Source organism: Demequina sp. NBRC 110055 (assembly GCF_002090135.1).
Taxonomy (GTDB): Bacteria; Actinomycetota; Actinomycetes; order Actinomycetales; family Demequinaceae; genus Demequina.
The window spans coordinates 133,379-158,274 of the sequence record NZ_BBRL01000006.1 but is presented as its reverse complement, the minus strand read 5'-3'; the positions used below and the strand labels follow the sequence as shown (position 1 = coordinate 158,274).

Sequence of the window (24,896 nt, the reverse complement as noted above, 5' to 3'; positions counted from 1 at the left end):
TCGTGTATCTGCCGCGTCGTGGTGGGCGACCCAGCCGGGACATCGGCCGCACGCGCGCGAGGCGGGGCGCGGTCACTGGGCTGATTGCCCGCATAGGGGCGCTCAGCCGGCTTTCCACGCGGTCGATGCGTGGATACGACCGCTGCCGCGGTATCGGCCATCCGACCGGCCACGCGCGTGCCACCGCACGCCGACCGGCCACGCGCGTGCCACCGCACGCCGTCCCGCCCGTCATTCCTGCGTATGACGGGCGCGTGTGCAGATATCGGCTCTCGAGCCCGGCCCAGCGCGACTTGTCGGGCTGGACCGCCAACACATCCCGACCCCGCCGGCCCTGCCCCAGGCCCCACCCGCCCACGCGCAGCACAGCGCCCCGCCGGCCAAGCCGACGGGGCGCAGTGGAGACAGCGACGGGGGAGTTACGCCCCGAGCGTGCCCAGGTAGAGCTCGATGACCTTGGGGTCCTTCAGGAGCTCCTGACCGCTTGCCGTGTACGCGGTCGTGCCCTGGTCGAGCACGTAGCCGCGGTGGCAGATCTGCAGGCAGCGGCGGGCGTTCTGCTCGACCATGATGACCGTGACGCCGGTCTTGTTGATCTCGCGCGTGCGCACGAAGGTCTCGTCCTGACGGTCGGGCGACAGACCCGCGGAGGGTTCGTCGAGGAGCAGCACCTTCGGGTCCATCATGAGCGCACGGCCCATCGCGACCATCTGACGCTCACCGCCGGACAGCGATCCCGCACGTTGGTTCTTGCGGTCCACGAGCTTGGGGAACAGGTCCCCGATCCGCGACCACGCCGCCTTGAACGCCTTCGGATTCTGATAGGTGCCCATCTCCATGTTCTCCATCACGGTGAGCGAGGGGAACACGTTGTTGTTCTGGGGCACGAACCCGATGCCGCGTTGGACCAGCTCGTCCGCGCGCATGTTGGTGATGTCCTCGTCGCCGAGCTTGACCGACCCCGCGCGAATGGGGACGAGGCCGAACAGCGACTTGAGGAACGTCGACTTACCAGCGCCGTTGGGGCCGATGATGCCGATGAGCTCACCCTCACGGACCTCCATGGAGCAGCCGTTGAGGATGTCGATGCCGGGCAGATATCCGGCGTAGAGGTCGTCGGCGTGGACGATGACGGGGGCGTCGCTCATGAGGCGTCCTCCGAGAGATCGGTGTCGTGGTGGGCGCCCAGGTAGGCGTCCTGCACGGCGGGGTTGGACATGACGGTCTGCGGCGGGCCCTCGGCGATGATCTTGCCCTCGGCCATGACCACCACCCAGTCCGAGATGCGGCGCACCATGTGCATATCGTGCTCGACGAAGAGGATGGTCTTGCCCTCGTCCTTGAGCTCGACGATGTGGTCGAGCAGGGACTCGGTGAGCGCGGGGTTCACGCCAGCCATCGGCTCGTCGAGCATGATCATCTCGGGGTCCGACATGAGCGCGCGCGCCATCTCCAGCAGCTTGCGCTGGCCGCCCGAGAGCGAGCCGGCGTAGTCGTCGCGCTTCTCCCACAGCTTGAAGCGCTTGAGGAGAACCTCGGCCTTGTCGGTGATCTCGGACTCTTGCTTCTTCCACGTTCCTGGCACGAGTGCGCGGAAGAAGTTCTCACCGGATTGCTGGGCCGCGCCCAGTCGCATGTTCTCCAGCACCGTCATACGGTTGAGCGCCTTGGTGAGCTGGAAGGTACGCACCTTGCCGGCACGCGCGATCTTGGCGGGTGAGGTGCCCACGAGCGAGTGGCCGTTGAACATCCACTCACCCGTCTGCGGCTTGTCGAAGCCCGTCAGCAGGTTGAAGAACGTGGACTTGCCGGCACCGTTGGGGCCGATCAACGCGGTGATCTGGTGGCGTTGCACCTCGAAGTGCTCGACGTCGACGGCGGTGAGGCCGCCGAAGTGCCGGTGCACGTTCTTCGCGGTGACGATGGGATCGGGCTTCGGTGCTCCAGGCTCGTGGGGCACGGAGGCGAATGCGTCAGTCATTGAAAGCCAGCTCCCTCTTGTTGCCGAGGATTCCCTGTGGTCGGAAGATCACCAGGCACATCAGGGTGATGCCGACGAGTACGAGCGAGAACGGTTCGATCTCGACGGGCGACAGCACGGAGGACGGGATGAACGCCGATGCGAGGCCCTTGATGAGGACCAGCGACATCCAGAAGATCATGGAACCCACGATGGGTCCCAAGACCGTCGCCGCGCCACCGAGCAGCAGCAGGGTCCAGATCCAGAACGTCGTCGGGCGACCCATGGAGTCGGGTTGCACCGAGCCGCCGAGGGCCCACAGCACGCCGCCGAGCGCGCCGATGACGCCACCGAGGACGAGGGCCTGCATCTTGTACGAGTAGACGTTCTTGCCGAGTGCACGCACGGCGTCCTCGTCCTCGCGGATGCCCTTGAGGACACGGCCCCAGGGGCTACGAGCGAGCTGCCAGTACAGCAGTGCGAAGAGCGCGACCGCGACCCACGCGACGATGACGAGCCACCACGACGACGACAGCGAGCCGTGGCGCGTCCAGAACAGGAACGTGATGTTCTCGTCCGGAAGTGGGCTGAGTTCTTCGAAGGTGAACTTGAAGTCGTTGCCTCGAATACCCGTCGACCCGCCGGTCAGCGACTGCAGGGTGTTGGATCGTCCGAGGTAGCGCACCAACTCGGCCGCGGAAATGGTGGCGATCGCGAGATAGTCGCCGCGGAGCTTCAGCGTCGGCCAACCCAGGAGCAACCCGAACAGAGCGGCGACGACGATCGCGATGACGAGGGCGAGCCAGATGGGCGCTCCGCGCGACGTCGAGATGGCGTACCCGTACATGCCCAGCAGCATGAAGCCGGCGTGGCCCATGTTGAGCAGGCCGGTCAGGCCAAAGTGGAAGTTGAGGCCAATCGCGGCGAGGGCGAAAGCCGCCGTCGCGGGCGCGAAGAGCTCGTTGATGGAGTCGAGAAGCAGATTCATGACTTAACCGACCCTTTCCGCTCGACCGAGGATGCCTTGCGGGCGAACCAGCAGCACCAGAATGAGGATGCCGAGGGCGACCGCATACTTGAGGTCGGTGCCGACCCAGAGCGTCGACATTTCCACGGCGACACCGATGACCAGGGATCCGACCAATGCGCCGAAGGGGTGGCCGAGTCCGCCCAGCGTGACGGCCGCGAACATCAGCAGCAGGAGGCGGGCGCCGACATCGAAGGCCGCGGCGTTGTCGTACAACGCCAGCAAAATACCGCCGACGGCCGCGAGTCCGGTCGCCATCATCCACACGAGGCGGACGACCTTGTCGACACGAATACCGGAGGCCGATGCGAGTGCCGGGTTGTCCGACACCGCGCGGGTCGCACGGCCGGTACGGGTGCGCATGAGGAAGTAGGCGACGCCTCCCAGGCACACCAGGGAGATCGCGACGGACCACAGGGTGCTGATGCCGATCGAGAAGAGCCCCATGTCGATGCGCTCATCGATCGAGGTCGTGAGGCGCTGGCGTTCCGCGCCGAACCACCACTGGATGAAGTTCAGCATCGCGAGTGACAGACCGATCGAGACGATCATCTGCTGGACGATCGACACTCGCCGGCGGCGCAGCGGCGACCACAGGAACTTGTCCTGTAGCCACCCGGTACCGGCGGCGACCGCGATCGCCGCGATGGCCGCGGGGAAGAGCGGTAGCCCGATGGTGAACTCGAACGGCAGCAGGGGTAGCGACACGGGCTGAGGCGTGGTGAAGAAGAAGCACAGCAGCGCGCCGAGCGAGACCTGCTCGCCGTGGGCAAAATTGCTCAGGCCCGTGGTGCCGTAGATCAGCGATAGCCCCACGGAAGCTAGCGCGAGCAGGAGGCCGAAGACGAGTCCGTTGACGAGCTGTTGCACGACACGGTTGTCTCCTGGTTCTGCGGGCGCTGCGGCCTCGGCGTGGATGATGGTGCCGGCCTGCGTCGCATGCGCTGCTGCCTCACCCGAACCCGCCACGGCGTGTGTGACGGCGGTGTCCGTGCCGGCGGCGAGGGCGGGTGAGCCCATCGCAGTCAGCACAACAAAGGCGGCGGCGGCCACGACGAGGACGACGAGCGCGCGTAGAAGCACGCGTCGATCGACTCTGTTCGTCAAGGGTCCCCTCCAGGTTGGATTGCGGCTCAACGTACGCCCCGAATGTTTCGCCTATGTGGCGGGTCTGCTTCGAATGGCGCATGTGAGGCGGGAGGTGGCCAAGAGCCGTCCCGTTTCGTCCTCGATGCGCACGGCGTACGTCGCCACGGTGCGGCCCAGGTGGACCGCCTCTGCAACACCCGTCACCAGTCCCGTCTTTGCGGAGCGGTGGTGGGAGATGCTGAGCTCGATACCGACGGCGATGTGGTCGGGGCCCGCGTGATGCATGGCGGCGATGGAGCCGAGCGTCTCGGCGAGCGCGGCGGACGCGCCTCCATGCAGCAGCCCATACGGTTGGCGGTTGCCCTCGACGGGCATCGTCCCCTCGACGCGTTCGGCGGTGGCGGACACGATGGACATGCCCATCCGGGAAATGAGCGTGTCGTCGGCGAACTGCCGATCGCTGGCCGCGTCGTTGTCGGTCATGGCGTATAGGTTTGCATAGTGAGCGATGAAACACGACCAACGCTGCTGCTGATTGACGGCCTTTCTATGGCATTCCGGGCATTTTTCGGCCTGCCCGTCGAAAATTTCGCGACCGAGACCGGTGTCCCGACGAACGCGGTGTACGGCTTCACGACCATGCTCGCGACGCTCATGAAGGAGCATCGACCCACCCACGTGGCCGTGGCCTTCGACCTTCCCGGGGGCACCTTCCGTACCGAGAAGCTGCCGTCCTACAAGGGCACCCGCGACGCCACGCCCCCCGAATTCGAGCCGCAGGTGCCGCTGATCCGAGAGATGCTCGACGCGCTGCGCATTACCGCGGTCGACAAGGAACGCTACGAGGCCGACGACCTCCTCGCGACATACGCGCGGCAGGGCCGCGAGGCCGGCATGCGCGTGTTGGTTGTCTCGGGTGACCGCGACACCATCCAATTAGTGACCGACGACGTCACACTCCTGTACCCGCGCAAGGGCGTATCGGACCTCGTATTCTTCACGCCCGATGCCGTGGCAGAGAAATACGGCGTCGCGCCTCACCAGTACCCCGAGTTGGCAGCCCTCGTGGGAGAGACGAGCGACAACCTCCCGGGCGTGCCCGGCGTGGGGCCCAAGACCGCGGCGAAGTGGATCAACGCGTATGGAGGGCTCGAGGGCATCCTCGACAAGGCCGACGATGTTCCCGGCAAGGCTGGGCAGAGCCTGCGCGACCACCTCGATCAGGTCCGCACCAACCGACGCCTCAACCGCCTGCTCGACGATCTCGAGGTTGAGGTCGCGCTCGACTCGCTTGAGTATGAAGGCGCCGATGCTGCGGCCGTCCACCAGGTGTGCGATGCGCTGCAGTTCCGCACGCTGCGCGAGCGGTTGATGCCGCTCGTCGTGGGCGACTCCACCGAGACCGCCCCCGAGGAGCCCGCTGAGGTTGAGGTGACGACCGACGGCGCCCTCGCCCAGGTGACCGCCCTCACGGGTGAGGTCGTCATCCACGTCGACGGGCGCATCGGGCCCGATGCCGACGCGTGGGCGCTCGGAGTGGCCCAGGGAGACCGGGCCTGGGGGATCGACCTCAGCGACCTATCGGGCGACGACGAGCGCGCGCTGGCCGCGTGGCTCGAGAACCCCGACGTGGCCGTCGTCGCGCACGCGGCCAAGTACGCGTGGCACGCACTCCAGGCGCGATCCATGACGCTGGCGGGCATCGCCGGCGACACGCAGATCGCGGCGTTCCTCGTCAACGCCGACCAGCGCGGCTTCGATCTCGAGTCGGTGCTGCAGCGCTACCTCGGGATTGCTCTGACCGGCGGCGGCGCGACGGGGGAGTTGGACCTCGGGCTCGGGTCCTCGGCCGCGCAGGCTGCCGGTCAGTCGGCCGCGCACGTGCTCGCGCTGGCCGCCGAACTTCACGCGGAGGTCGACAGGCGTGGCATGGCCGACCTGTACCGTGACCTCGAAATTCCTCTCGTCACGGTCCTCGCGCACATGGAACATGCGGGTATGGCTGTCGACGGCGAGGCGATGGGCCAGCGCCGTGACGCCGCCGCGCAGAGGGCCGATGCCGCCGCCCAGGCCGCCTACGCGTCCATCGGCGGCGATCAGGTCAACCTGGGAAGCCCCAAGCAGCTTCAGGAGGTGCTGTTCGAGCGCCTCGGGATGCCCAAGACGAAGAAGATCAAGACCGGCTACTCGACCGACGCGTCGTCTCTTGCGGATCTTCAGGCGAAGAACCCGCATCCCTTCCTGGAGGCGCTGCTAGCGCACCGCGACGCGTCGAAGCTGGGCCAGATTATCGAGACGCTTGCGCAGGCGGTGCGCGCCGATGGCCGCATCCACACCACGTTCTCCCAGGTGGTGGCGTCCACCGGGCGGCTCAGCTCGAAGGATCCCAACCTGCAGAACATCCCGATCCGCACGGAGGAGGGCCACCGCATCCGCGAGGCGTTCGTGGTGGGCGACGGGTACGCGACCCTGCTGACGGCGGATTACAGCCAGATCGAGATGCGCATCATGGCCCACCTGTCGGGCGACGAGGGGCTCATCGAAGCCTTCAGGGCGGGTGAGGACCTCCACCGGTTCGTGGGAGCCCGCGTCTTCGGCGTGGAGCCTGCTGACGTTTCGTCGGAGATGCGCTCGAAGGTGAAGGCCATGAGCTACGGCCTCGCGTATGGATTGTCGTCCTTCGGGCTGGCGCGCCAACTCTCGTTGCCAGTCGGTGAGGCGCAGAAGCTGATGGACGACTATTTTGCGCGTTTCGGCGGGGTACGCGACTATCTTCACTCCGTCGTCGAGCAGGCCCGTCAGGTGGGGTACACCGAGACCATCATGGGGCGCAGGCGCTACATCCCGGACCTCACATCCACCAACCGCCAGCGTCGCGACATTGCCGAGCGTGTCGCGCTCAATGCCCCGATCCAGGGCTCCGCGGCGGACATCATCAAGAAGGCGATGCTGGGTGTCGATGAGGCGCTCGCCGCCGGTGGGCTGAAGTCCCGCCAACTTCTCCAGGTGCACGACGAGTTGGTGATCGAGGTAGCGCCCGGCGAGGAGGACGCGATCGAGCAGATTCTTGTGGAACAGATGCACGGCGCGGCCGATCTATCAGTTCCTTTGGACGTGAATGTAGGACGTGGGTCGAACTGGCGCACCGCAGGCCACTAGATAGGGTGTGGGCATGAGGATCGGAATCCTGACGGGCGGGGGAGACTGCCCCGGCCTGAACGCTGCCATTCGTGCCGTCGTCAAGCGCGGCACGTCCGAGCACGGTTGCTCGATTGTGGGCTTCCACAACGGGTGGCAGGGCGTCATCGACGGCGACGCCGTGCCACTGACCAGGGACGACGTGAGCGGCATTCTCGTTCACGGCGGCACGATGCTGGGCACGGCCCGGTGCCACCCTCACAAGGTCGAGGGCGGGCTCGAGGCCGTTGCTCAGACCGTCGAGGACGAGAAGATCGATGCGCTGATCTGCATCGGCGGCGACGGCACGCTGCGCGCCGCGTCCAAGGTGCAGGCGAAGGCCGGAGTGCCGGTCATCGGCATCCCCAAGACCATTGATAACGACGTCGTGGGCACCGACTCCTCGATCGGCTTCGACACGGCCGTCACCATCGCGACCGAGGCGATTGACCGCCTGCACTCCACCGCGGAGTCGCACAACCGCGTGATGGTCGTCGAGCTCATGGGCCGCCACTGCGGGTGGATCTCCGTCACCGCCGGCATCGCGGGCGGCGCCGACATCATCCTCGCTCCTGAATCGCCCTTCGATATCGAGGTGATCGCGAAGAAGTTGCGTCACCGTCACCGCTACAAGAACTTCTCCATCGTCGCCGTCGCCGAAGGTGCCGTACCCGCCGAGGGCTCGGCGTGGGAGGCGGACGACACGCTCGACGCCAAGGGCAACCCCATCGCGGGCCAGATCGGCTCGCAGGTCACTCGTGCGATCGAGCGACTCACAGGTTTCGAGGCGCGTCTGACGACGCTTGGCTACGTCCAGCGTGGCGGCGTCCCCACCGCCGCCGATCGCCTGCTCGCCACTCGCTTCGGCATCGCCGCGATCGACGCGGCCGTCGCCGGCAACTACGGCACCTTCACCGCGCTGCGCGGCGAGAGCGTCGAGATGCTGCCGTTTGAGGTCATGGCTGGCAAGACCAAGTACGTCCCTGACGAGCTCCTTCAGGCCGCCTGGGGGCTCTAATCCGGGGGTGGGTCACGCCTCGCCACGCTTCGGTTGGGTGTCACGTTCTCCGGTAGCCTTGTTCGCCATGACCCGCGTGATCACCTTCGGCACCTTCGATGTCTTTCACATTGGCCACGTCAACATGCTCGTGCGCGCCGCTGAGATGGGTGATCACCTGACCGTGGGAGTGTCCTCCGACGCGTTGAACTTCTCGAAGAAGGGTCGCTTCCCCGTGTACCGCGAGGAGCACCGCGTCGCGATTGTGAAGTCGCTCGCGTGCGTCGATGAGGTCTTCGTGGAGCAGTCGCTCGAACTCAAGGGGCAGTACATCACCGATCACGCGGCCGATGTCCTGGTCATGGGAGACGACTGGGCCGGCAAGTTTGACCACTGGGGCGACCTGTGCGAGGTGGTCTACCTTCCGCGCACCGCAGAGGTGTCGACTACCGACATTATTCAGAGCATTCGCGAGGACCTCAACTAACGGTGGGTGTGCGTTTCCGCGACCGCAAGCCGCACACTTTGTGCTGAGGCGGCAGTTGGGGATAGGATGTCCGTTGGCGTCGTGCGCCTGCGCGCGTGACGCCAGCAACAATTCCACTACTCATCCATTGTCCATCGGAGTCACTCCTTAATGTCCGTATCCACCCCCGAGTCCACCCCTATCGCCGTCAACGACATCGGCTCCGCTGAGGACTTCCTCGCAGCCGTCGACGCGACCATCAAGAACTTTGACGACGGCGACCTCGTCGAGGGCACCATCGTCAAGGTTGACCGTGACGAGGTCCTGCTCGACATCGGCTACAAGACCGAGGGCGTCATTCCCTCGCGTGAGCTGTCGATCCGCCACGACGCCAACCCCGACGAGGTTGTCAACGTCGGCGACACCGTCGAGGCGCTCGTCCTCCAGAAGGAGGACAAGGAGGGTCGCCTGATCCTCTCGAAGAAGCGTGCCCAGTACGAGCGTGCCTGGGGCTCGATCGAGAAGATCAAGGACGAGGACGGCGTGGTGACCGGCTCCGTGATCGAGGTCGTCAAGGGCGGCCTCATCGTGGACATCGGCCTGCGCGGCTTCCTTCCCGCCTCGCTCGTCGAGATGCGCCGCGTGCGCGACCTCGCCCCCTACATCGGTCAGCAGATCGAGGCGAAGATCATCGAGCTCGACAAGAACCGCAACAACGTGGTCCTGTCGCGCCGTGCCTTCCTCGAGCAGACCCAGTCCGAGGTGCGCTCGTCGTTCCTCACCGCGCTGCAGCCCGGCCAGGTCCGCAAGGGTGTCGTGTCCTCGATCGTCAACTTCGGTGCGTTTGTTGACCTCGGCGGCGTCGACGGCCTCGTGCACGTGTCGGAGCTGTCGTGGAAGCACATCGACCACCCCAACGAGGTTGTGTCGGTGGGCCAGGAGGTCGAGGTCGAGGTTCTCGACATCGACATGGACCGCGAGCGTGTCTCCCTGTCGCTGAAGGCGACGCAGGAGGACCCGTGGGCCGTCTACGCCCGCACCCACGCCATCGGCCAGATCGTGCCCGGCAAGGTCACCAAGCTCGTCCCGTTCGGCGCGTTCGTGCGTGTCTACGACGGCATCGAGGGCCTCGTGCACATCTCCGAGCTCGCCGTGCGCCACGTCGACCTGCCCGAGCAGGTCGTCCAGGCCGATGAAGAGGTCTTCGTCAAGATCATCGACATCGACCTCGAGCGTCGCCGCATCTCGCTGTCGATCAAGCAGGCCAACGAGGGTGTCGACCCGGCCGGCGAGGACTTCGACCCCGCGCTGTACGGCATGACCGCCGAGTACGACGACCAGGGTAACTACAAGTACCCCGAGGGCTTCGACTCCGAGACCCAGGAGTGGCTCGAGGGCTACGACGAGGCTCGCGAGGCCTGGGAGGCCGAGTACGCCAAGGCGCACGAGCGCTGGGAGGCGCACAAGAAGTTCGTGGCGAAGCAGGACGAGCAGGCCGCCGAGGCCGAGACGTCCGAGCCCGCCGCGGGTGCCAGTGCCCCCCGCCGCGGTGGCAAGCGCGACGCCGGTGCGTCGTACTCGTCGCACGACGAGTCGTCGGACGCGGGCACGCTCGCCTCTGACGAGCGTCTCGCCGCTCTGCGTGAGAAGCTGACCGGCAACTAAGCCGATCCCCGAAGGCCCCCGACCGTCCGCGGTCGGGGGCCTTCGTCTTTCTCGGGGGAGGGCCGATGGCGTGGCTGGGTTGGCGTCTACGCGGCGGTTCCTGACAGACTCGCCCCATGCTTCGCATCGGCCTCACGGGCGGTATCGCCGCCGGCAAGTCGACTGCCTCCGCGCGCCTGTCTGAACTGGGGGCACGGGTCGTCGATCACGACGTCTTGGCCCGTCGGGCGGTCGAACCCGGTTCCGCGGGCCTGGTGGACATCGTCAGGGCCTTTGGTGACCGCGTCGTGAAGGACGGGGCGCTGGACCGCCCAGCGCTGGCTGCCATCGTGTTCAACGATCCGGTGGCACGCGAGCGGCTCAACTCGATCGTGCATCCGTCCGTGTTCGCGATGGGGCGGGCGGCCGATCGACAGGCCAGGCTCGACGGCGTCGCGGTGGTCGTTCACGACATCCCGCTGCTGGCGGAGAGCGCGCTCGGCGGCGACTTCGACCTCGTCATCACCGTCGCGGCGCCGGAAGACGTGCGTGTCGACCGACTGATCCACACGCGCGGGATGACGGAAAGCGAGGCTCGCGGTCGCATCGCTTCCCAGGCGAGCGATGAGCAACGGGCCGCCATCGCAGACGTCGTCCTCGACGGCTCGGGTTCCGCCGACGCCCTGCGCTCCCAGGTCGACGAGCTGTGGCGTACCCACGTGCCACGCTAGCGGCGCCCAGCCCCGGCATCGGCCGACCGTGATGTCGGTGACGCCGCGTACCGTAGGAGCATGAGTCCCGATCTGCGCCGTAGTGAGGCACCGTTCCAGGTGGTCTCGGAGTACCAGCCCTCGGGCGATCAGCCCAAGGCCATCGACGAGCTCGCCGCGCGCATCCAGGCGGGGGAGCAGGATGTGGTGCTGCTGGGCGCGACGGGCACGGGTAAGTCGGCAACCACGGCATGGCTGATCGAGCGCCTGCAGCGTCCCACGCTCGTCATGGCCCACAACAAGACTCTCGCAGCACAGCTCGCGAATGAGTTCCGGGACCTCTTGCCCCATAACGCCGTCGAGTACTTCGTCAGCTACTACGACTACTACCAGCCCGAGGCGTACGTCCCCCAGACGGACACCTTCATCGAGAAGGACTCCTCGATCAACGAGGAAGTCGAACGTCTGCGTTACTCGGCCACCAACTCGCTGCTGACCCGCCGCGATGTGGTGGTGGTGTCGTCGGTCTCCTGCATCTACGGCCTCGGCACACCCGAGGAGTACATCAAGGGCATGGTGTCGCTCGCCGTCGGCGACGTCGTCGACCGCGACATGCTGCTGCGGGAGTTTGTGCAGATGCAGTACAGCCGCAACGACCTCGCGTTCACGCGCGGCACGTTCCGGGTGCGCGGCGACACGGTCGAGATCATCCCGGTGTACGAGGAACTGGCGATCCGCATCGAGTTCTTTGGCGACGAGATCGACGCGCTGTACACGCTGCACCCGTTGACCGGCCAGGTTGTCGAGCAGCGTCAGCAGGTCCACGTCTTTCCCGCCTCGCACTACGTCACGAGCGTGGATCGCATGGAGAACGCGATCCGCACCATCGAGATCGAGCTGGGGGAGCGGCTCGAGGAGTTGGAACGTCAGAACAAGTTGCTCGAGGCCCAACGCCTGAAGATGCGCACCACGTTCGACCTCGAGATGATGCGCTCCGTCGGCACCTGTTCTGGCATCGAGAACTACTCGCGTCACATGGAGCAACGCGCCGCCGGCACCCCGCCCCACACCCTGCTCGACTATTTCCCCGACGACTTCCTGCTGGTGCTCGACGAGTCGCACGTCACCGTCCCGCAGATCGGTGCGATGTTCGAGGGTGACCGCTCGCGCAAGCGCACGCTCGTGGAGCACGGATTCCGGTTGCCCTCGGCGCTCGACAACCGCCCCCTCACGTGGGGCGAGTTCCTGAACCGCACAGGCCAGACCGTCTACCTGTCGGCCACGCCGGGGCAGTATGAACTCGATGCGGCTAACGGTGTGGTGGAGCAGATCATTCGCCCCACCGGACTGGTCGACCCCAAGATCGTGGTCAAGCCCACGCAGGGCCAGATCGACGACCTCCTCGAGCAGATCCGCCAGCGCGTCGAGCGCGACGAACGTGTCCTGGTCACCACGCTGACCAAGAAGATGGCGGAGGACCTCACCGAGTTCCTATCGGACCGCGACGTGCGCGTCGAGTACCTGCACTCCGACGTCGACACCCTGCGCCGCGTCGAGTTGCTGCGCGAACTGCGCATGGGGCGCTACGACGTGCTGGTCGGCATCAACCTGCTGCGTGAGGGACTCGACCTGCCCGAGGTCTCACTCGTGTCGATCCTCGACGCCGACAAGGAGGGCTTCCTGCGCTCCGGCACATCGCTGATCCAGACCATCGGCCGTGCGGCGCGCAACGTCTCGGGCGAGGTCCACATGTATGCCGACACCATCACGGACTCGATGGGCACCGCGATCGAGGAGACCAACCGTCGCCGCGACATCCAGATCGCGTACAACCGTGACAACGGCATCGACCCCACGCCGCTGCGCAAACGCATCGGCGACATCACCGAGATGCTCGCTCGCGAGGAGGCCGACACGGCCCAGGCGCTCGACGAGGCCAAGAGCGCGACGTCGGGCAAGGGCCGGCGTGGCGCCAAGGACCCCTCGCCCATGGCGGGCCGGCCCGCGGATGAGTTGACGCAGTTGATCGAGGACCTGAGCGACCAGATGCGTGAGGCGGCCGCGGAGCTCCAGTTCGAGATTGCGGCGCGCCTGCGCGACGAGATCGGCGAGCTCAAGAAGGAACTGCGACAGATGCTTGCGGCAGGCTAGTGATGGGTACGGCGGTGTCGCCGCGCGCGGCTCTGACCTAGGATTGCCCGGTGACCGATCCTCTTGTCTGGACCGCGACGATCGCGCTGATCGTCGGCCTCTTCGTCTTCGATTTCGCGGTCGTCATCCGCAAGCCCCACGAGCCCTCCTTCAAGGAGTCGGCGCTGTGGTCGCTGTTCTACATCGCGCTCGCCATCATCTTCGGTGTCGTGCTCCACGTGTGGCACGACGAGTTCGTGACGGGGGAGTTCTTCGCCGGCTACATCACGGAGAAGGCGTTGTCGGTGGACAACCTCTTCGTCTTCCTCGTCATCATGACCCGCTTCGCGGTTCCGCCCAAGTACCGTTCCCGCGTGCTCCTCGTGGGCATTGCGATCGCGCTCGTGCTCCGCGGCGTCTTCATCGCGGCGGGCGCTGCTGCGCTCGACGCGTTCTCGGCGCTGTTCTACGTGTTCGGCGCGTTCCTCATCTACACCGCCTGGGGTCTCGCACGCGAGAACAAGGACGAGGACGCCGAGGAAGAGTACGAGGAGGGACGCCTGGTGCGTGGCGTCCGTCGGCTGTTCCCGGTGACGGACGGCTACCGCGAGGGCCACGTGTTCGTCCGCGAGCTGGGCCGGCGTATGGCGACGCCCATGCTGTTGGTCATGGTGGCGATCGGGTCGACCGACGTGCTGTTTGCTCTCGACTCGATCCCCGCCATCTTCGGCTTGACCCAGGACCCCTTCATCGTGTTCACGGCGAACGCCTTCGCCCTGTTGGGTCTGCGCCAGCTGTACTTCCTGGTGCAGGGGCTACTGCAGCGCCTCGTGTTCCTTCACTACGGTCTCGCGGCGATCCTCGCGTTCATCGGCGTCAAGCTGGTGCTCCATGCCCTGCACGAGAACAATTTGCCGTTTATCAACGGTGGCGAGCACCTCGAGGTCCCCGAGATCTCGACGGGCACGTCGCTCACGGTGATCATCGGCATCCTCGTGGTCGCGACGGTCGCGAGCCTCATCGCGACGCGTGGCAAGTCGGCGAACCTCGCTGCGAAGGTTCAGGCCGAGTCCGGCGGGGAGGCACTCGAGGCCACGACGGGCGATGCGGTGGGCGGGTCACCCGCGGACGGCGTCGTCCGCGAGGGCGGCGAACGTGACGGCACGGTAGCTGAGGGAGTGGTACCCGACGAACGTCGCTGACGCACATCTCCTCCCACGCACAAGGCGCTCATCCCTCACGGGACGAGCGCCTTGTGCGTGCGTGGAAGACGAGCCGGCGGGTCTCAGGCCCAGACGGCTGGCCAGCTGCGGATGCGGCGCTGCGTGATGAGGCCCGCGGTCCAGAACGGATCGTCGTCCAGCATCGACTCGACGTCCGCGAGGGTGGCGGCGCGGCCGATAAGCAGGGCGCCGGCGGGGCCCTCATCGTCGAAGCGGCCGTAGGCTGGCATGCGGCCCTGCTCGGCCAGCGCGGCGAGGTGGGCGCGGTGCTCGGGGCGAAGACGGTCGCGCTCGCCCGCCCGGTCGTCGTACACGTATTCGATCATCCAGTCGGTCATACGCTCATCGTCGCAGTGGTGCGTGCCGGCCCCGCGCGGCGACACGCCGGTTCGAACGTGCGTTCGAACGGCTTGCCGCGTACGATGGCCGGGTGAATGAACGTCTTCTGGTCCGTGGCGCGCGCGAACACAACCTCAAGGGTGTCGACCTCGACCTCCCCCGCGACTCGCTGATCGTGTTCTCCGGGTTGTCCGGCTCGGGCAAGTCGTCCTTGGCTTTCGACACCATCTTTGCCGAGGGGCAGCGCCGCTACGTCGAGTCGCTCAGCGCCTACGCTCGTCAGTTCCTGGGGCAGATGGACAAGCCCGACGTCGACTTCATCGAAGGCCTGTCGCCGGCGGTGTCGATCGATCAGAAGTCGACCAACCGCAACCCGCGCTCGACGGTCGGCACCATCACCGAGGTGCATGACTACCTGCGCCTGCTCTATGCCCGCGTGGGAACGCCGCACTGCCCGGTGTGCGGGGAGCGCATTCAGGCGCAGACCCCGCAGCAGATTGTCGACTCGGTGTTGAGCCTGCCCGAGGGCACGCGCTATCAGGTGCTCGCACCGGTCGTGCGCGGCCGCAAGGGCGAATATGCGGACCTGTTCGAGGAGCTCCAGCAGCAGGGCTTCGCCCGCGCGCGTGTGGACGGCGAGGTCGTACAACTCACCGAGCCACCCCAGCTGGAGAAGAATCTCAAGCACGACATCGAGGTCGTGGTCGACCGCCTCGTGGCGCGCGAGGGAGTGCAGCGCCGCCTCACTGACTCGGTCGAGACGGCGCTACGCATCGCCGACGGCCTGGTGCTGATCGACCCCGTGGACGACGACGTGCCGGCGCGCCGCTACAGCGAAAAGCGCGCCTGCCCCAACGACCACGTGCTCGCGCTCGAGGAAATCGAGCCACGCACGTTCTCCTTCAACGCGCCCTACGGCGCATGCCCCGAGTGCACCGGCATCGGTGTGCGGCTCGAGGTCGACCCCGGGCTTGTGGTCCCGGACGAGGACCTGAGTCTCAACCAGGGCGCGGTGGCACCGTGGAACGCCTCGTCGTCGGAGTACTTCGGCCGCATGCTCAACGCATTGGCGGACGATCTGGGCTTCTCGATGGACACGGCATGGCGCGACTTGCCGGAGTCCGTGAAGCAGGCCGTCCTCATCGGCAAGGACTACCAAGTCCACGTGAAGTTCCGTAACCGCTTCGGGCGCGAGCGTCAGTACACCACCGGGTTCGAGGGCGCGATCTCGTGGATCCAGCGCCTGCACGAGCAGACGGAGTCGGACTTCTCGCGCGAAAAGTACGAGGCGTACATGCGCGAGGTGCCGTGCCCCGTGTGCAAGGGCACCAGGCTCAAGCCCGAGGTGCTCGCGGTCACCATTGGCGGACGCTCGATCGCCGAGGTCTCGGACCTGTCGATCGCCGACGCGCGCGACTTCCTGCTGACCGCCGAGCTCGACGAGCGCGGCCGCCAGATCGCTGTTCAGGTGCTCAAGGAGATCGACGCGCGCCTCGGGTTCCTGCTCGACGTGGGCCTCGACTATCTGACCCTCTCACGCGCGGCTGGGACCCTCTCCGGTGGCGAGGCTCAGCGCATCCGCCTGGCCACCCAGATCGGTTCGGGACTGGTGGGCGTGTTGTACGTGCTGGACGAGCCGAGCATCGGCCTGCACCAACGCGACAACCACCGCCTCATCGAAACCCTCACGCGGCTGCGCGACCTCGGCAACACGCTCATCGTGGTCGAGCACGACGAGGACACCATCCGCGCGGCCGACTGGGTGGTCGACATCGGCCCCGGCGCAGGCGAGCACGGGGGAGAGGTCGTCCACACCGGAACCGTTGAGGAGCTGCTCGCGAACGAGCGTTCGCTCACGGGCGCCTACGTCGCCGGCACGCGTTCGATCGCCGTGCCCGAGGAACGGCGCGTTCCCGACAAGGGGCGCGAGATCACCGTGGTCGGCGCTCGGGAGAACAATCTGCGCGACATCGACGTGTCCTTCCCGCTGGGTGTCCTCACGGCGGTGACCGGGGTGTCGGGATCGGGCAAGTCCACCCTCGTGAACTCGATCCTGTACACGTCGCTGGCGAACACGCTCAACCGCGCGCGGCAGGTGCCGGGACGTCACACCCGTATCACCGGCGTCGACCAGCTCGACAAGATCGTGCACGTCGACCAGGGGCCCATTGGACGCACGCCACGCTCCAACCCCGCCACCTACACGGGCGTGTGGGACAAGGTGCGCAAGCTGTTCGCCGACACCACCGAGGCAAAGGTGCGCGGCTACGGACCGGGTCGGTTCTCTTTCAACGTCAAGGGCGGCCGCTGCGAGGCCTGCTCGGGTGACGGCACCCTCAAGATCGAGATGAACTTCCTGCCGGACGTCTACGTGCCGTGCGAGGTCTGCAAGGGCGCGCGCTACAACCGCGAAACCCTCGAGGTCCACTTCAAGGGCAAAACGGTCGCGGACGTGCTCGACATGCCCATCGAGGAGGCCGCCGACTTCTTCGAGGCCATCCCCGGCATCTCTCGCCACCTGCGCACGCTGGTCGACGTGGGGCTCGGGTATGTGCGCCTCGGCCAGCCCGCACCCACCCTTTCGGGGGGCGAGGCGCAACGCGTCAAGCTGGCGTCCGAGCTGCAGCGCCGGTCGACCGGTCGGACCATCTACGTGCTGGACGAGCCCACGACAGGGCTTCACTTCGAGGACGTCCGCAAGCTCCTCGCGGTCCTGCAGGGGCTGGTCGACAAGGGCAACTCGGTCATCGTCATCGAGCACAACCTTGACGTGATCAAGAGCGCCGACTGGCTCATCGACATGGGCCCCGAGGGCGGCTCCGGCGGCGGCATCGTGGTCGCCGAGGGCACCCCGGAGGAGGTCGCCGCGGTCGAGGCGAGCCACACCGGCCGGTTCCTTGCACCCATGCTCGGCATCGGTGTGCCAGCCTGATCCCGTGACCGATCCCACGACGTACCGGCCCGCTCCGGGGACCATCCCCACGCGGCCGGGCGTGTATCGCTTCCGCGATCCCCATGGCCGTGTGGTCTATGTGGGCAAGGCCAAGAACCTGCGCGCGCGCCTCGCGAACTACTTCCAGCCGCTGAACAATCTCCACCCTCGCACTCGCATGATGGTGACGACGGCCGCGTCGGTGGAGTGGACGGTGGTGCGCAACGAGGTCGAATCCCTCATCCTCGAGCACACGTGGATCAAGGAGTATGACCCTCGCTTCAACGTGGTCTTCAAGGACGACAAGTCGTATCCCTACCTCGCGGTCACGCTCAACGAGAAGTACCCCCGCATTCAGGTCATGCGAGGCGCGCGCAAGAAGGGGGTGCGGTATTTCGGGCCGTACGCCCGCGCATGGGCGATCCGCGAAACGGTCGACACTCTCCTCGCGGCGCTCCCGGTGCGCACCTGCGCACCCGGGGTGTTCCGCAAGGCCGAACGCCAGGGCAGGCCCTGCCTGCTGGGGTACATCGACAAGTGCTCCGCACCCTGCGTGGGGCGCATCTCGGAGGAAGACCACCGGGCGCTCGCCGAGCGCGTGTGTGCCGTCCTCGGGGGCGATGCCAAGGGCATCATGCGGGACCTCACGCGCACCATGACCGAGGCCGCGGAGCGCGAGGACTTCGAGGCCGCCGCCCGTGCGCGCGACCGACTGCAGGCACTCACCGCCGTGCTCGACCGCAACGCCGTCGTGCTGGACGCGGGCGTTGACGTGGACATCTTCAGCCTGGTGGACGACGAGATGGAGGCTGCGGCACACGTCTTCTATGTGCGCGATGGCCGCATCACGGGTGAGCGCGGATGGGTGGTCGACAAGCCCGAACCTCTCGGTCCCGAGGCCATGGTTCTGCAGCTCGTCCAGGAGGCGTACGGCTCGGCCGAACCCGAGGAGATCCCGCCGGAGGTGCTGGTGCCCGCCTTGCCCGAGGATGCGGCGCCCCTCGCGGAAGTACTGGGGGGCCTGCGCGGCGCCCGCGTGGCGATCAGGGTGCCGCAGCGCGGTAAGAAGGCCGAGCTCGCGCAGACGGGGCATCAGAACGCGCAGCAGGTGCTCGATCAGCATCGGCTGAAGCGTGCGAGCGACCTCACCACCCGGTCGGCGGCCCTGCAGGAGTTGCAGGAGGCGCTGGGCATGGCGGACGCGCCGCTCAGGATCGAGTGCTACGACATCTCACACACCCAGGGCACCAATCAGGTGGGGTCGATGGTGGTGTTCGAGGATGCGCTGCCACGCAAGAAGGAGTACCGGCAGTTCTCGATCGCCGATGCCGTGGACGACACCGCGGCGATGGACGAGGTGCTGACGCGCCGTTTCACCCGGTACCTGGAGGAATCGCAGCTGCCGCCCGAGGAGCGTGAAAGCGCCCGCTTCGCCTACCCGCCGCAGCTGGTCGTGGTCGACGGTGGCCTGCCCCAGGTCAACGCCGCTCGCGAGGTGCTCGATCGCCTGGGCATTACGGACGTGTTCCTGTGCGGACTCGCCAAGCGACTCGAGGAGATCTGGATTCCCGGTGAGCCATTCCCGGTGATCCTGCCGCGTGGCTCCGAGGCGCTCTATCTCATGCAACGCGTGCGCGACGAGGCACACCGTTTCGCGATCCGCCACCACCGTGCAAAGCGTGGCAAGACGGTCAAGACGAGCGAACTCGACAGCCTCCCCGGCATCGGCCCCTCCCGCGCCAAGGCGCTCATCCGGCACTTCGGCTCGCCCGCGCGCCTCAAGGAGGCCTCGGCGGAACAGATTGCCCTGGTTCCGGGCATCGGCGACGGCCTCGCTCGGTCGGTCTACGCCGCGTTGCGCGGTGACGATGGCATGCTGGAGGCATGACGGACGACACTCATCCGCCGACCTATCCCTCGGGGATCCCGCGGCTACGCCTCGAGACCACTGAGCGACCCTCCGAGCTGCTGGTGCTGACCGGGATGTCGGGCGCCGGTCGGACCCGGGCGGCTGCGGTGCTCGCGGATCTGGGCTGGTATGTCGTCGATAACCTCCCGCCCCACCTGCTGGCTGGACTCGTCGAATCGGTGGTGGGCTCCGATGCGACCCGCAAACTCGCCGCCGTCGTCGATGCCCGGGGCGGGGCCTTCTTCGAGGACCTCGCGCCCGTGGTGGCCGACCTCGAGGAGCGCGGCGCGAGCGTGCGTATGGTGTTCCTCGATGCATCCGACGGCGCGCTCGTGCGACGCTTCGAGGAGGCGCGCCGGCCGCACCCGCTACAAGGGGACGGGACGATCCTGGAGGGCATCGGCCGTGAACGGGCCAAGCTCGCGGCGATTCGCGGCGAGGCGGACCACGTGATCGACACGTCACGCCTCAACGTGCACCAGCTGCGCGAGCTCATCACCGAGCAGATTGCGGCCGAGGTTCCCCAGCTCCACGTCAACGTGCAGTCGTTCGGCTTCAAGAACGGCATCCCCGCCGACGCCGACTTCGTGGCCGACGTCCGCTTCCTCCCGAACCCCCACTGGGACCCCGAACTCAAGCCCCTGACGGGCCTTGATGAGCGGGTGCGTGCGTACGTGCTCGGCGGCGTGGGCGCCGAGGACTTTCTCGCGGGCTACACGGGAGTGATCGACGGTGCGCTGCGGCATTACCGGGCCCACGACAAGCCCTCCGTCACGATCGGCGTGGGCTGCACCGGCGGTAAGCATCGGTCGGTCGCCATCGCAGAGGAGCTGGGCGTTCGGCTACGTGAGCGCGGCTACGACGTGCGTGTGACGCACCGGGACCGGCCGCAGGCATGAGTCTCGCGGTGGTGGCGCTCGGGGGAGGGCACGGCCTCTACCACTCGCTGACGGCGCTGCGTGGGTTCACCGACGACCTGACTGCCGTCGTGACGGTCGCCGACGACGGGGGATCCTCCGGCCGCCTGCGCGCAGAAATGGGCATCGTGCCTCCCGGCGACCTCCGCATGGCGCTGTCCGCGCTGTGCGGTGACTCCGCCTGGGGTACGACCTGGCGCGACGTCCTGCAATGGCGCTTCACGACCGAGGGGCCGCTCGACGGTCACGCGCTCGGCAACCTGCTGATCGCCGCCCTGTGGGACCGCAGCGGCGACGTGGTCGAGGGCCTCGACTGGGTGGCGCGCCTCCTCCAGGCCCATGGCCGTGTCCTGCCCGTCTCCGAGGAGCCTCTCACGGTACGTGCGGAGGTGGAGACGGCGCGCGGCATCGAGGTCGTGCGCGGACAGGTCGCGGTGGCCACGGCGGCCGGGCGCGTCCGGTCGCTCGCACTCGAGCCGGCCACGCCCCGGGTGCCAGACGCGACTCTGCAGGCCATCCGTAAGGCCGATGCCGTGGTCCTGGGTCCCGGTTCCTGGTACACCTCGGTCCTGACTCACTTTTGCGTGGCACCGGTGGCCGCGGCGCTCGTCGTGGCGGGTCCGAAGGCGACGGTCATCCTCAACGTCGGCGATGAGGACGTCGAGACGGAGGGAATGAGCCGGGTGGATGACATTCGCGCCTTGCGCGCGGCCACGCCGGAGTTCCGCCCCGCCCAGGTCGTGGTGGACGTGACTCACGCCGATGATCCCGGGCTACGTGAGGAGGTCGCGGCGTGGGGCGCCCGGCTCGTGGTGGCAGACGTGCGCGATCCGTATCAGGCCCACGCTCACGACCCCCAGCGGCTGCGCGAAACGTTGCGCTCCCTCCTGGCCTCAGAGAGACCAGGAGGCCTCGCGTCCGCCCGATGAATGGCACAATCAGCGCATGGCTTTGACGGCACAGGTGAAGGACGAACTCGCGCGGGTCGCGGTCGATAAACTCTCGGCTCGAAAGGCAGAGGTCGCCACGATGCTCCGCTTTGCCGGCGGACTGCACATTGTGAGCGGCCGGATCGTCATCGAGGCCGAACTGGACACCGCCGCCGGGGCGCGCCGACTGCGCGCCTTCATCCACGAGGTTTATGGCTTGGTGGGCGAGATCATCGTCGTCTCCGGCGGTGCCCTCAAGAAGGGCAACAGGTACGTGGTCCGCATCGTCAAGGAGGGCGAGTCCCTCGCACGCCAGACGGGCCTCCTCGACCAGCGCGGGCGACCCGTCCGTGGACTGCCGCCGCAGGTGGTCGGCGGCTCCGTGGACGACACGGTCGCCGCATGGCGAGGAGCGTTCCTTGCCCACGGCTCGCTCACCGAGCCAGGCCGCTCGTCCTCGCTCGAGGTGACGTCGCCCGGCCCGGAGGCCGCGCTGGCCCTCGTGGGCGCCGCGCGCCGCCTCGGCATCTCCGCCAAGTCGCGTGAGGTCAGGGGAGTGGACAGGGTCGTCATTCGCGACGGCGAGGCGATCGCGCAGCTGTTGACCCGCATCGGCGCTCACGACTCCGTCCTTGAATGGGAAGAGAAGCGCACACGACGCGAGGTGCGCGGCACCGCCAACCGCTTGGCGAACTTCGACGACGCGAACCTGCGTCGCTCTGCGCAGGCGGCGGTGGCCGCCGGAGCACGGGTGGCGCGCGCCTTCGACATCCTCGGCGACGACGTCCCCGAGCACCTGCGTGAGGCCGGCGAGCTCCGCCTGGCCAACCGGGATGCGTCGCTCGAGGAACTCGGCAAGCTGGCAACCCCGCCGCTGACGAAGGACGCCGTCGCGGGGCGTATCCGCCGCTTGCTCGCGACTGCGGACAAGCGGGCCGAAGAGTTGGGTATTCCCGACACCGAGGCGGGCATCAACCAGGAGATCCTCGATCTCGACTGACCCTTCACCAGGACTTTCGTCGCGTCTCGTCGATCAACGCATCGGTGTAGGCTGACGGAAGAGCCCCGGGGTTCCGGGGACACCCAGCGCACGTCGAGGTGCGCGCAGAATCCACACACAATCGCGCCGGCAATGGTCGGCGCAAGCCGAGGAGATTCACTGTGACCATTAAGGTCGGCATCAACGGCTTCGGCCGTATCGGACGCAACTTCTTCCGCGCAGCGCTCGCCGAGGGCGCTGACTTCGAGATTGTCGGTGTGAATGACCTCACCGACAACCACACCCTGGCGCACCTGCTCAAGTACGACACCGTCCTGGGCAAGTTCCCCAAGGAGGTCACCTACGACGACGACAACATCTACGTCGACGGCAAGGCCATCAAGGCTCTCGCCGAGCGTGACCCCGCGAACCTCCCCTGGGCCGAGCTGGGTGCCGACATCGTGATCGAGTCGACCGGTTTCTTCACGGACGCCGAGAAGGCCAAGGCGCACATCGCCGCCGGCGCGAAGAAGGTCATCATCTCCGCTCCTGCGAAGAACGAGGACGCCACCTTCGTCGTGAACGTGAACCACACGGACTACGACCCCGAGAACCACCACGTGATCTCGAACGCGTCCTGCACCACCAACTGCCTCGCGCCCGTCGCCAAGGCCCTCAACGACGCCATCGGCATCGAGAAGGGCCTCATGACCACGGTTCACGCCTACACCGGTGACCAGAACCTCCAGGACGGCCCCCACAAGGACCTCCGCCGTGCCCGCGCCGCCGCGCAGAACATCGTCCCCACCTCGACCGGTGCCGCGAAGGCCGTCGCCCTCGTGCTGCCCGAGCTCAAGGGCAAGCTGGACGGTTTCGCGATGCGTGTTCCCACGATCACCGGCTCGGCCACCGACCTCACCTTCGAGGCCGGCCGTGAGGTGACGGTTGAGGAGGTCAACGCCGCGGTGAAGGCCGCTGCCGAGGGCCCCATGGCCGGCACGCTGTCCTACGTCGAGGACGACATCGTCTCCTCGGACATCGTGGGCGACCCGCACCAGTCGATCTTCGACGCCAAGCTCACCAAGGTGTCGGGCAACATGGTCAAGATCGTCGCCTGGTACGACAACGAGTGGGGCTACTCGACCTCGCTCGTCAAGCTGACCACGTTCGTCGGCGAGAAGCTCTGATCCACCCCTACGGGAACTGATCGTGGTGACGCCCGCGCACGCGCTGCGTGTGCGGGCGTTGCCATGTCACGACAAGGCAAGAGGATTGACATGAAGACCATCGCAGGACTGGGAGACCTGACCGGCAAGAAGGTGCTGGTCCGCTCCGACCTCAATGTGCCGCTCGACGGCACCACGATCACCGACGACGGCCGCGTGCGCGCGTCGGTGCCCACCATTCAGGCGCTGCTCGACGCGGGCGCCGCGGTCATCGTGACCGCCCACCTGGGCCGCCCCGGGGGCGAGCCCAAGCCCGAGTACTCCCTCGCACCCGCCGCTGCGCGCCTGTCGGAGCTGCTCGGACGCCCCGTGACCCTCGCCGCAGACCTCGTCGGCGACTCGGCCAAGCAGACCGTCGCCGCACTCGAGTCCGGCCAGGTCGCCATGCTCGAGAACGTCCGCTACGACGCCCGCGAGACCTCCAAGGTCGACGAAGAGCGCCAGGCGCTCGCGCAGGAACTGGCCGCCCTCGCGGACGTGTTCGTGTCCGATGGCTTCGGCGTGGTTCACCGCAAGCAGGCATCGGTCTACGACGTCGCTCAGATCCTGCCCGCCGCGGCCGGCACGTTGGTCGAGAAGGAGGTCGTCTCCCTCTCGCGCGCCACGACCGACCCCGAGCGTCCCTACGCGGTCGTGCTCGGTGGCTCGAAGGTATCCGACAAGCTCGGCGTCATCGGCAACCTGCTGACCAAGGCCGACCGCCTCCTCATCGGTGGCGGCATGGTGTTCACCTTCCTCAAGGCCAAGGGCTACGAGGTCGGCTCCTCGCTGCTCGAGGAGGACCAGATCGACACCGTCAAGGGATACCTCGAGACCGCTGAGGCCAACGGCGTCGAGATCGTCCTGCCCACCGACATTGAGGTCGCCGCGGCGTTCGCCGCGGACGCCGAGCACAAGACCGTTCCCGCCGACCAGATTCCGGACGGCTGGATGGGCCTGGACATCGGCCCCGAGTCGGGCGCACTGTTCGCCTCGAAGATTGCCGATGCGAAGACCATTGTGTGGAACGGCCCCATGGGCGTGTTCGAGTTCGAGGCCTTCGAGGGCGGCACGCGTGCCGTCGCGCAGGCCATGATCGACGCCGACGGCTTCTCGGTGGTCGGCGGTGGCGACTCGGCCGCGGCTGTGCGTCGCCTGGGCTACGACGAGGCCGGCTTCAGCCACATTTCCACGGGCGGCGGCGCGTCGCTCGAACTGCTTGAGGGCAAGGTCCTGCCGGGCCTGGCCGTACTGGAGGACTGA

General features: G+C 67.2%; 20 protein-coding genes. 14 read left to right on the top strand and 6 right to left on the bottom strand.

Translation table 11 applies throughout. From position 1 onward, the window contains the following. Positions 1–419: 419 nt before the first annotated feature. From B7K24_RS07735 to B7K24_RS07715, 5 genes are all read right to left on the bottom strand, one after another. Positions 420–1,148 carry an ABC transporter ATP-binding protein gene (locus B7K24_RS07735; RefSeq protein WP_084129763.1) on the bottom strand — a complete coding sequence of 243 codons (729 nt, stop codon included), beginning with the start codon at positions 1,146–1,148 and terminating at the stop codon, positions 420–422. Continuing rightward, complete coding sequence (locus B7K24_RS07730) at positions 1,145–1,981, bottom strand: ABC transporter ATP-binding protein (RefSeq protein ID WP_084129761.1); 837 nt, start codon at positions 1,979–1,981, stop codon at positions 1,145–1,147. The genes B7K24_RS07735 and B7K24_RS07730 overlap by 4 nt, the downstream gene beginning before the upstream one ends. Continuing rightward, positions 1,974–2,948: a branched-chain amino acid ABC transporter permease gene (locus tag B7K24_RS07725; protein ID WP_084129759.1), complete on the bottom strand. Its 975-nt coding sequence runs from the start codon at positions 2,946–2,948 to the stop codon at positions 1,974–1,976. The genes B7K24_RS07730 and B7K24_RS07725 overlap by 8 nt, the downstream gene beginning before the upstream one ends. A 3-nt stretch (positions 2,949–2,951) precedes the next feature. Next, on the bottom strand, positions 2,952–4,070 hold the full coding sequence (locus tag B7K24_RS07720; RefSeq protein ID WP_234986622.1) for a branched-chain amino acid ABC transporter permease: 1,119 nt from the start codon (positions 4,068–4,070) through the stop codon (positions 2,952–2,954). A gap of 75 nt (positions 4,071–4,145) precedes the next feature. After that, entirely contained in the window at positions 4,146–4,559 is a 414-nt protein-coding gene (locus B7K24_RS07715) for a PaaI family thioesterase (protein WP_084129757.1), read from the bottom strand. Positions 4,560–4,577: 18 nt separating this feature from the next. On the opposite strand from B7K24_RS07715, the gene polA reads away from it, so the two are divergent. The 7 genes from polA to B7K24_RS07680 all read left to right on the top strand — a co-directional run bounded on the left by polA (position 4,578) and on the right by B7K24_RS07680 (position 14,402). Next, positions 4,578–7,235: a DNA polymerase I gene (gene polA / locus B7K24_RS07710; protein WP_307182164.1), complete on the top strand. Its 2,658-nt coding sequence runs from the start codon at positions 4,578–4,580 to the stop codon at positions 7,233–7,235. Positions 7,236–7,248: 13 nt separating this feature from the next. Beyond that, the gene (locus tag B7K24_RS07705) at positions 7,249–8,271 is read left to right on the top strand and encodes a 6-phosphofructokinase (protein WP_084129753.1); all 1,023 of its coding nucleotides are present in this window, start codon (positions 7,249–7,251) and stop codon (positions 8,269–8,271) included. Between the two features lie 67 nt (positions 8,272–8,338). Then, complete coding sequence (locus tag B7K24_RS07700) at positions 8,339–8,737, top strand: adenylyltransferase/cytidyltransferase family protein (protein WP_084129751.1); 399 nt, start codon at positions 8,339–8,341, stop codon at positions 8,735–8,737. A gap of 150 nt (positions 8,738–8,887) precedes the next feature. Continuing rightward, positions 8,888–10,381 (top strand): 30S ribosomal protein S1, encoded by a 1,494-nt coding sequence (rpsA, locus tag B7K24_RS07695; RefSeq protein WP_084129749.1) that lies wholly within the window; start codon positions 8,888–8,890, stop codon positions 10,379–10,381. A 116-nt stretch (positions 10,382–10,497) separates the two neighbouring features. Continuing rightward, positions 10,498–11,091, top strand: coding sequence for a dephospho-CoA kinase (gene coaE, locus B7K24_RS07690; protein ID WP_084129747.1), 594 nt, complete (start codon positions 10,498–10,500; stop codon positions 11,089–11,091). 60 nt (positions 11,092–11,151) lie between these two features. Next, positions 11,152–13,221 (top strand): excinuclease ABC subunit UvrB, encoded by a 2,070-nt coding sequence (gene uvrB / locus B7K24_RS07685; RefSeq protein WP_084129745.1) that lies wholly within the window; start codon positions 11,152–11,154, stop codon positions 13,219–13,221. 50 nt (positions 13,222–13,271) lie between these two features. Then, positions 13,272–14,402, top strand: a complete 1,131-nt coding sequence (locus B7K24_RS07680) for a TerC family protein (protein ID WP_084129743.1) — start codon at positions 13,272–13,274, stop codon at positions 14,400–14,402. Positions 14,403–14,485: 83 nt separating this feature from the next. Here the strand turns inward: B7K24_RS07680 and B7K24_RS07675 are convergent, their stop codons facing one another. Then, positions 14,486–14,761, bottom strand: a complete 276-nt coding sequence (locus B7K24_RS07675; RefSeq protein WP_084129741.1) for a YciI family protein — start codon at positions 14,759–14,761, stop codon at positions 14,486–14,488. 92 nt (positions 14,762–14,853) lie between these two features. Between B7K24_RS07675 and uvrA the strand changes: the two genes are divergently transcribed. From uvrA to pgk, 7 genes are all read left to right on the top strand, one after another. Beyond that, positions 14,854–17,694 carry an excinuclease ABC subunit UvrA gene (uvrA, locus tag B7K24_RS07670; protein WP_084129739.1) on the top strand — a complete coding sequence of 947 codons (2,841 nt, stop codon included), beginning with the start codon at positions 14,854–14,856 and terminating at the stop codon, positions 17,692–17,694. Positions 17,695–17,698: 4 nt separating this feature from the next. Then, complete coding sequence (gene uvrC, locus B7K24_RS07665) at positions 17,699–19,582, top strand: excinuclease ABC subunit UvrC (protein ID WP_084129737.1); 1,884 nt, start codon at positions 17,699–17,701, stop codon at positions 19,580–19,582. Beyond that, positions 19,579–20,502, top strand: coding sequence for an RNase adapter RapZ (rapZ, locus tag B7K24_RS07660; RefSeq protein ID WP_084129735.1), 924 nt, complete (start codon positions 19,579–19,581; stop codon positions 20,500–20,502). Before uvrC ends, rapZ begins: the two co-directional genes overlap by 4 nt. Continuing rightward, on the top strand, positions 20,499–21,449 hold the full coding sequence (gene yvcK, locus B7K24_RS07655; protein WP_200808307.1) for a uridine diphosphate-N-acetylglucosamine-binding protein YvcK: 951 nt from the start codon (positions 20,499–20,501) through the stop codon (positions 21,447–21,449). The genes rapZ and yvcK overlap by 4 nt, the downstream gene beginning before the upstream one ends. Positions 21,450–21,465: 16 nt before the next feature. Next, positions 21,466–22,449, top strand: a complete 984-nt coding sequence (gene whiA, locus B7K24_RS07650) for a DNA-binding protein WhiA (RefSeq protein ID WP_084129730.1) — start codon at positions 21,466–21,468, stop codon at positions 22,447–22,449. Positions 22,450–22,610: 161 nt separating this feature from the next. Beyond that, positions 22,611–23,615: a type I glyceraldehyde-3-phosphate dehydrogenase gene (gene gap, locus B7K24_RS07645; protein ID WP_084129728.1), complete on the top strand. Its 1,005-nt coding sequence runs from the start codon at positions 22,611–22,613 to the stop codon at positions 23,613–23,615. Between the two features lie 90 nt (positions 23,616–23,705). Continuing rightward, the gene (gene pgk / locus B7K24_RS13645) at positions 23,706–24,896 is read left to right on the top strand and encodes a phosphoglycerate kinase (RefSeq protein ID WP_084129726.1); all 1,191 of its coding nucleotides are present in this window, start codon (positions 23,706–23,708) and stop codon (positions 24,894–24,896) included.

Excerpts from the sequence above, each read along its gene's own strand:
- B7K24_RS07735 (WP_084129763.1), bottom strand. The coding sequence starts at position 1,148 with ATGAGCGACGCCCCCGTCATCGTCCACGCCGACGACCTCTACGCCGGA.
- B7K24_RS07730 (WP_084129761.1), bottom strand. The coding sequence starts at position 1,981 with ATGACTGACGCATTCGCCTCCGTGCCCCACGAGCCTGGAGCACCGAAG.
- B7K24_RS07725 (WP_084129759.1), bottom strand. The coding sequence starts at position 2,948 with ATGAATCTGCTTCTCGACTCCATCAACGAGCTCTTCGCGCCCGCGACG.
- B7K24_RS07715 (WP_084129757.1), bottom strand. The coding sequence starts at position 4,559 with ATGACCGACAACGACGCGGCCAGCGATCGGCAGTTCGCCGACGACACG.
- B7K24_RS07705 (WP_084129753.1), top strand. The coding sequence starts at position 7,249 with ATGAGGATCGGAATCCTGACGGGCGGGGGAGACTGCCCCGGCCTGAAC.
- B7K24_RS07700 (WP_084129751.1), top strand. The coding sequence starts at position 8,339 with ATGACCCGCGTGATCACCTTCGGCACCTTCGATGTCTTTCACATTGGC.
- rpsA (WP_084129749.1), top strand. The coding sequence starts at position 8,888 with ATGTCCGTATCCACCCCCGAGTCCACCCCTATCGCCGTCAACGACATC.
- coaE (WP_084129747.1), top strand. The coding sequence starts at position 10,498 with ATGCTTCGCATCGGCCTCACGGGCGGTATCGCCGCCGGCAAGTCGACT.
- uvrB (WP_084129745.1), top strand. The coding sequence starts at position 11,152 with ATGAGTCCCGATCTGCGCCGTAGTGAGGCACCGTTCCAGGTGGTCTCG.
- B7K24_RS07675 (WP_084129741.1), bottom strand. The coding sequence starts at position 14,761 with ATGACCGACTGGATGATCGAATACGTGTACGACGACCGGGCGGGCGAG.
- rapZ (WP_084129735.1), top strand. The coding sequence starts at position 19,579 with ATGACGGACGACACTCATCCGCCGACCTATCCCTCGGGGATCCCGCGG.
- yvcK (WP_200808307.1), top strand. The coding sequence starts at position 20,499 with ATGAGTCTCGCGGTGGTGGCGCTCGGGGGAGGGCACGGCCTCTACCAC.
- whiA (WP_084129730.1), top strand. The coding sequence starts at position 21,466 with ATGGCTTTGACGGCACAGGTGAAGGACGAACTCGCGCGGGTCGCGGTC.
- pgk (WP_084129726.1), top strand. The coding sequence starts at position 23,706 with ATGAAGACCATCGCAGGACTGGGAGACCTGACCGGCAAGAAGGTGCTG.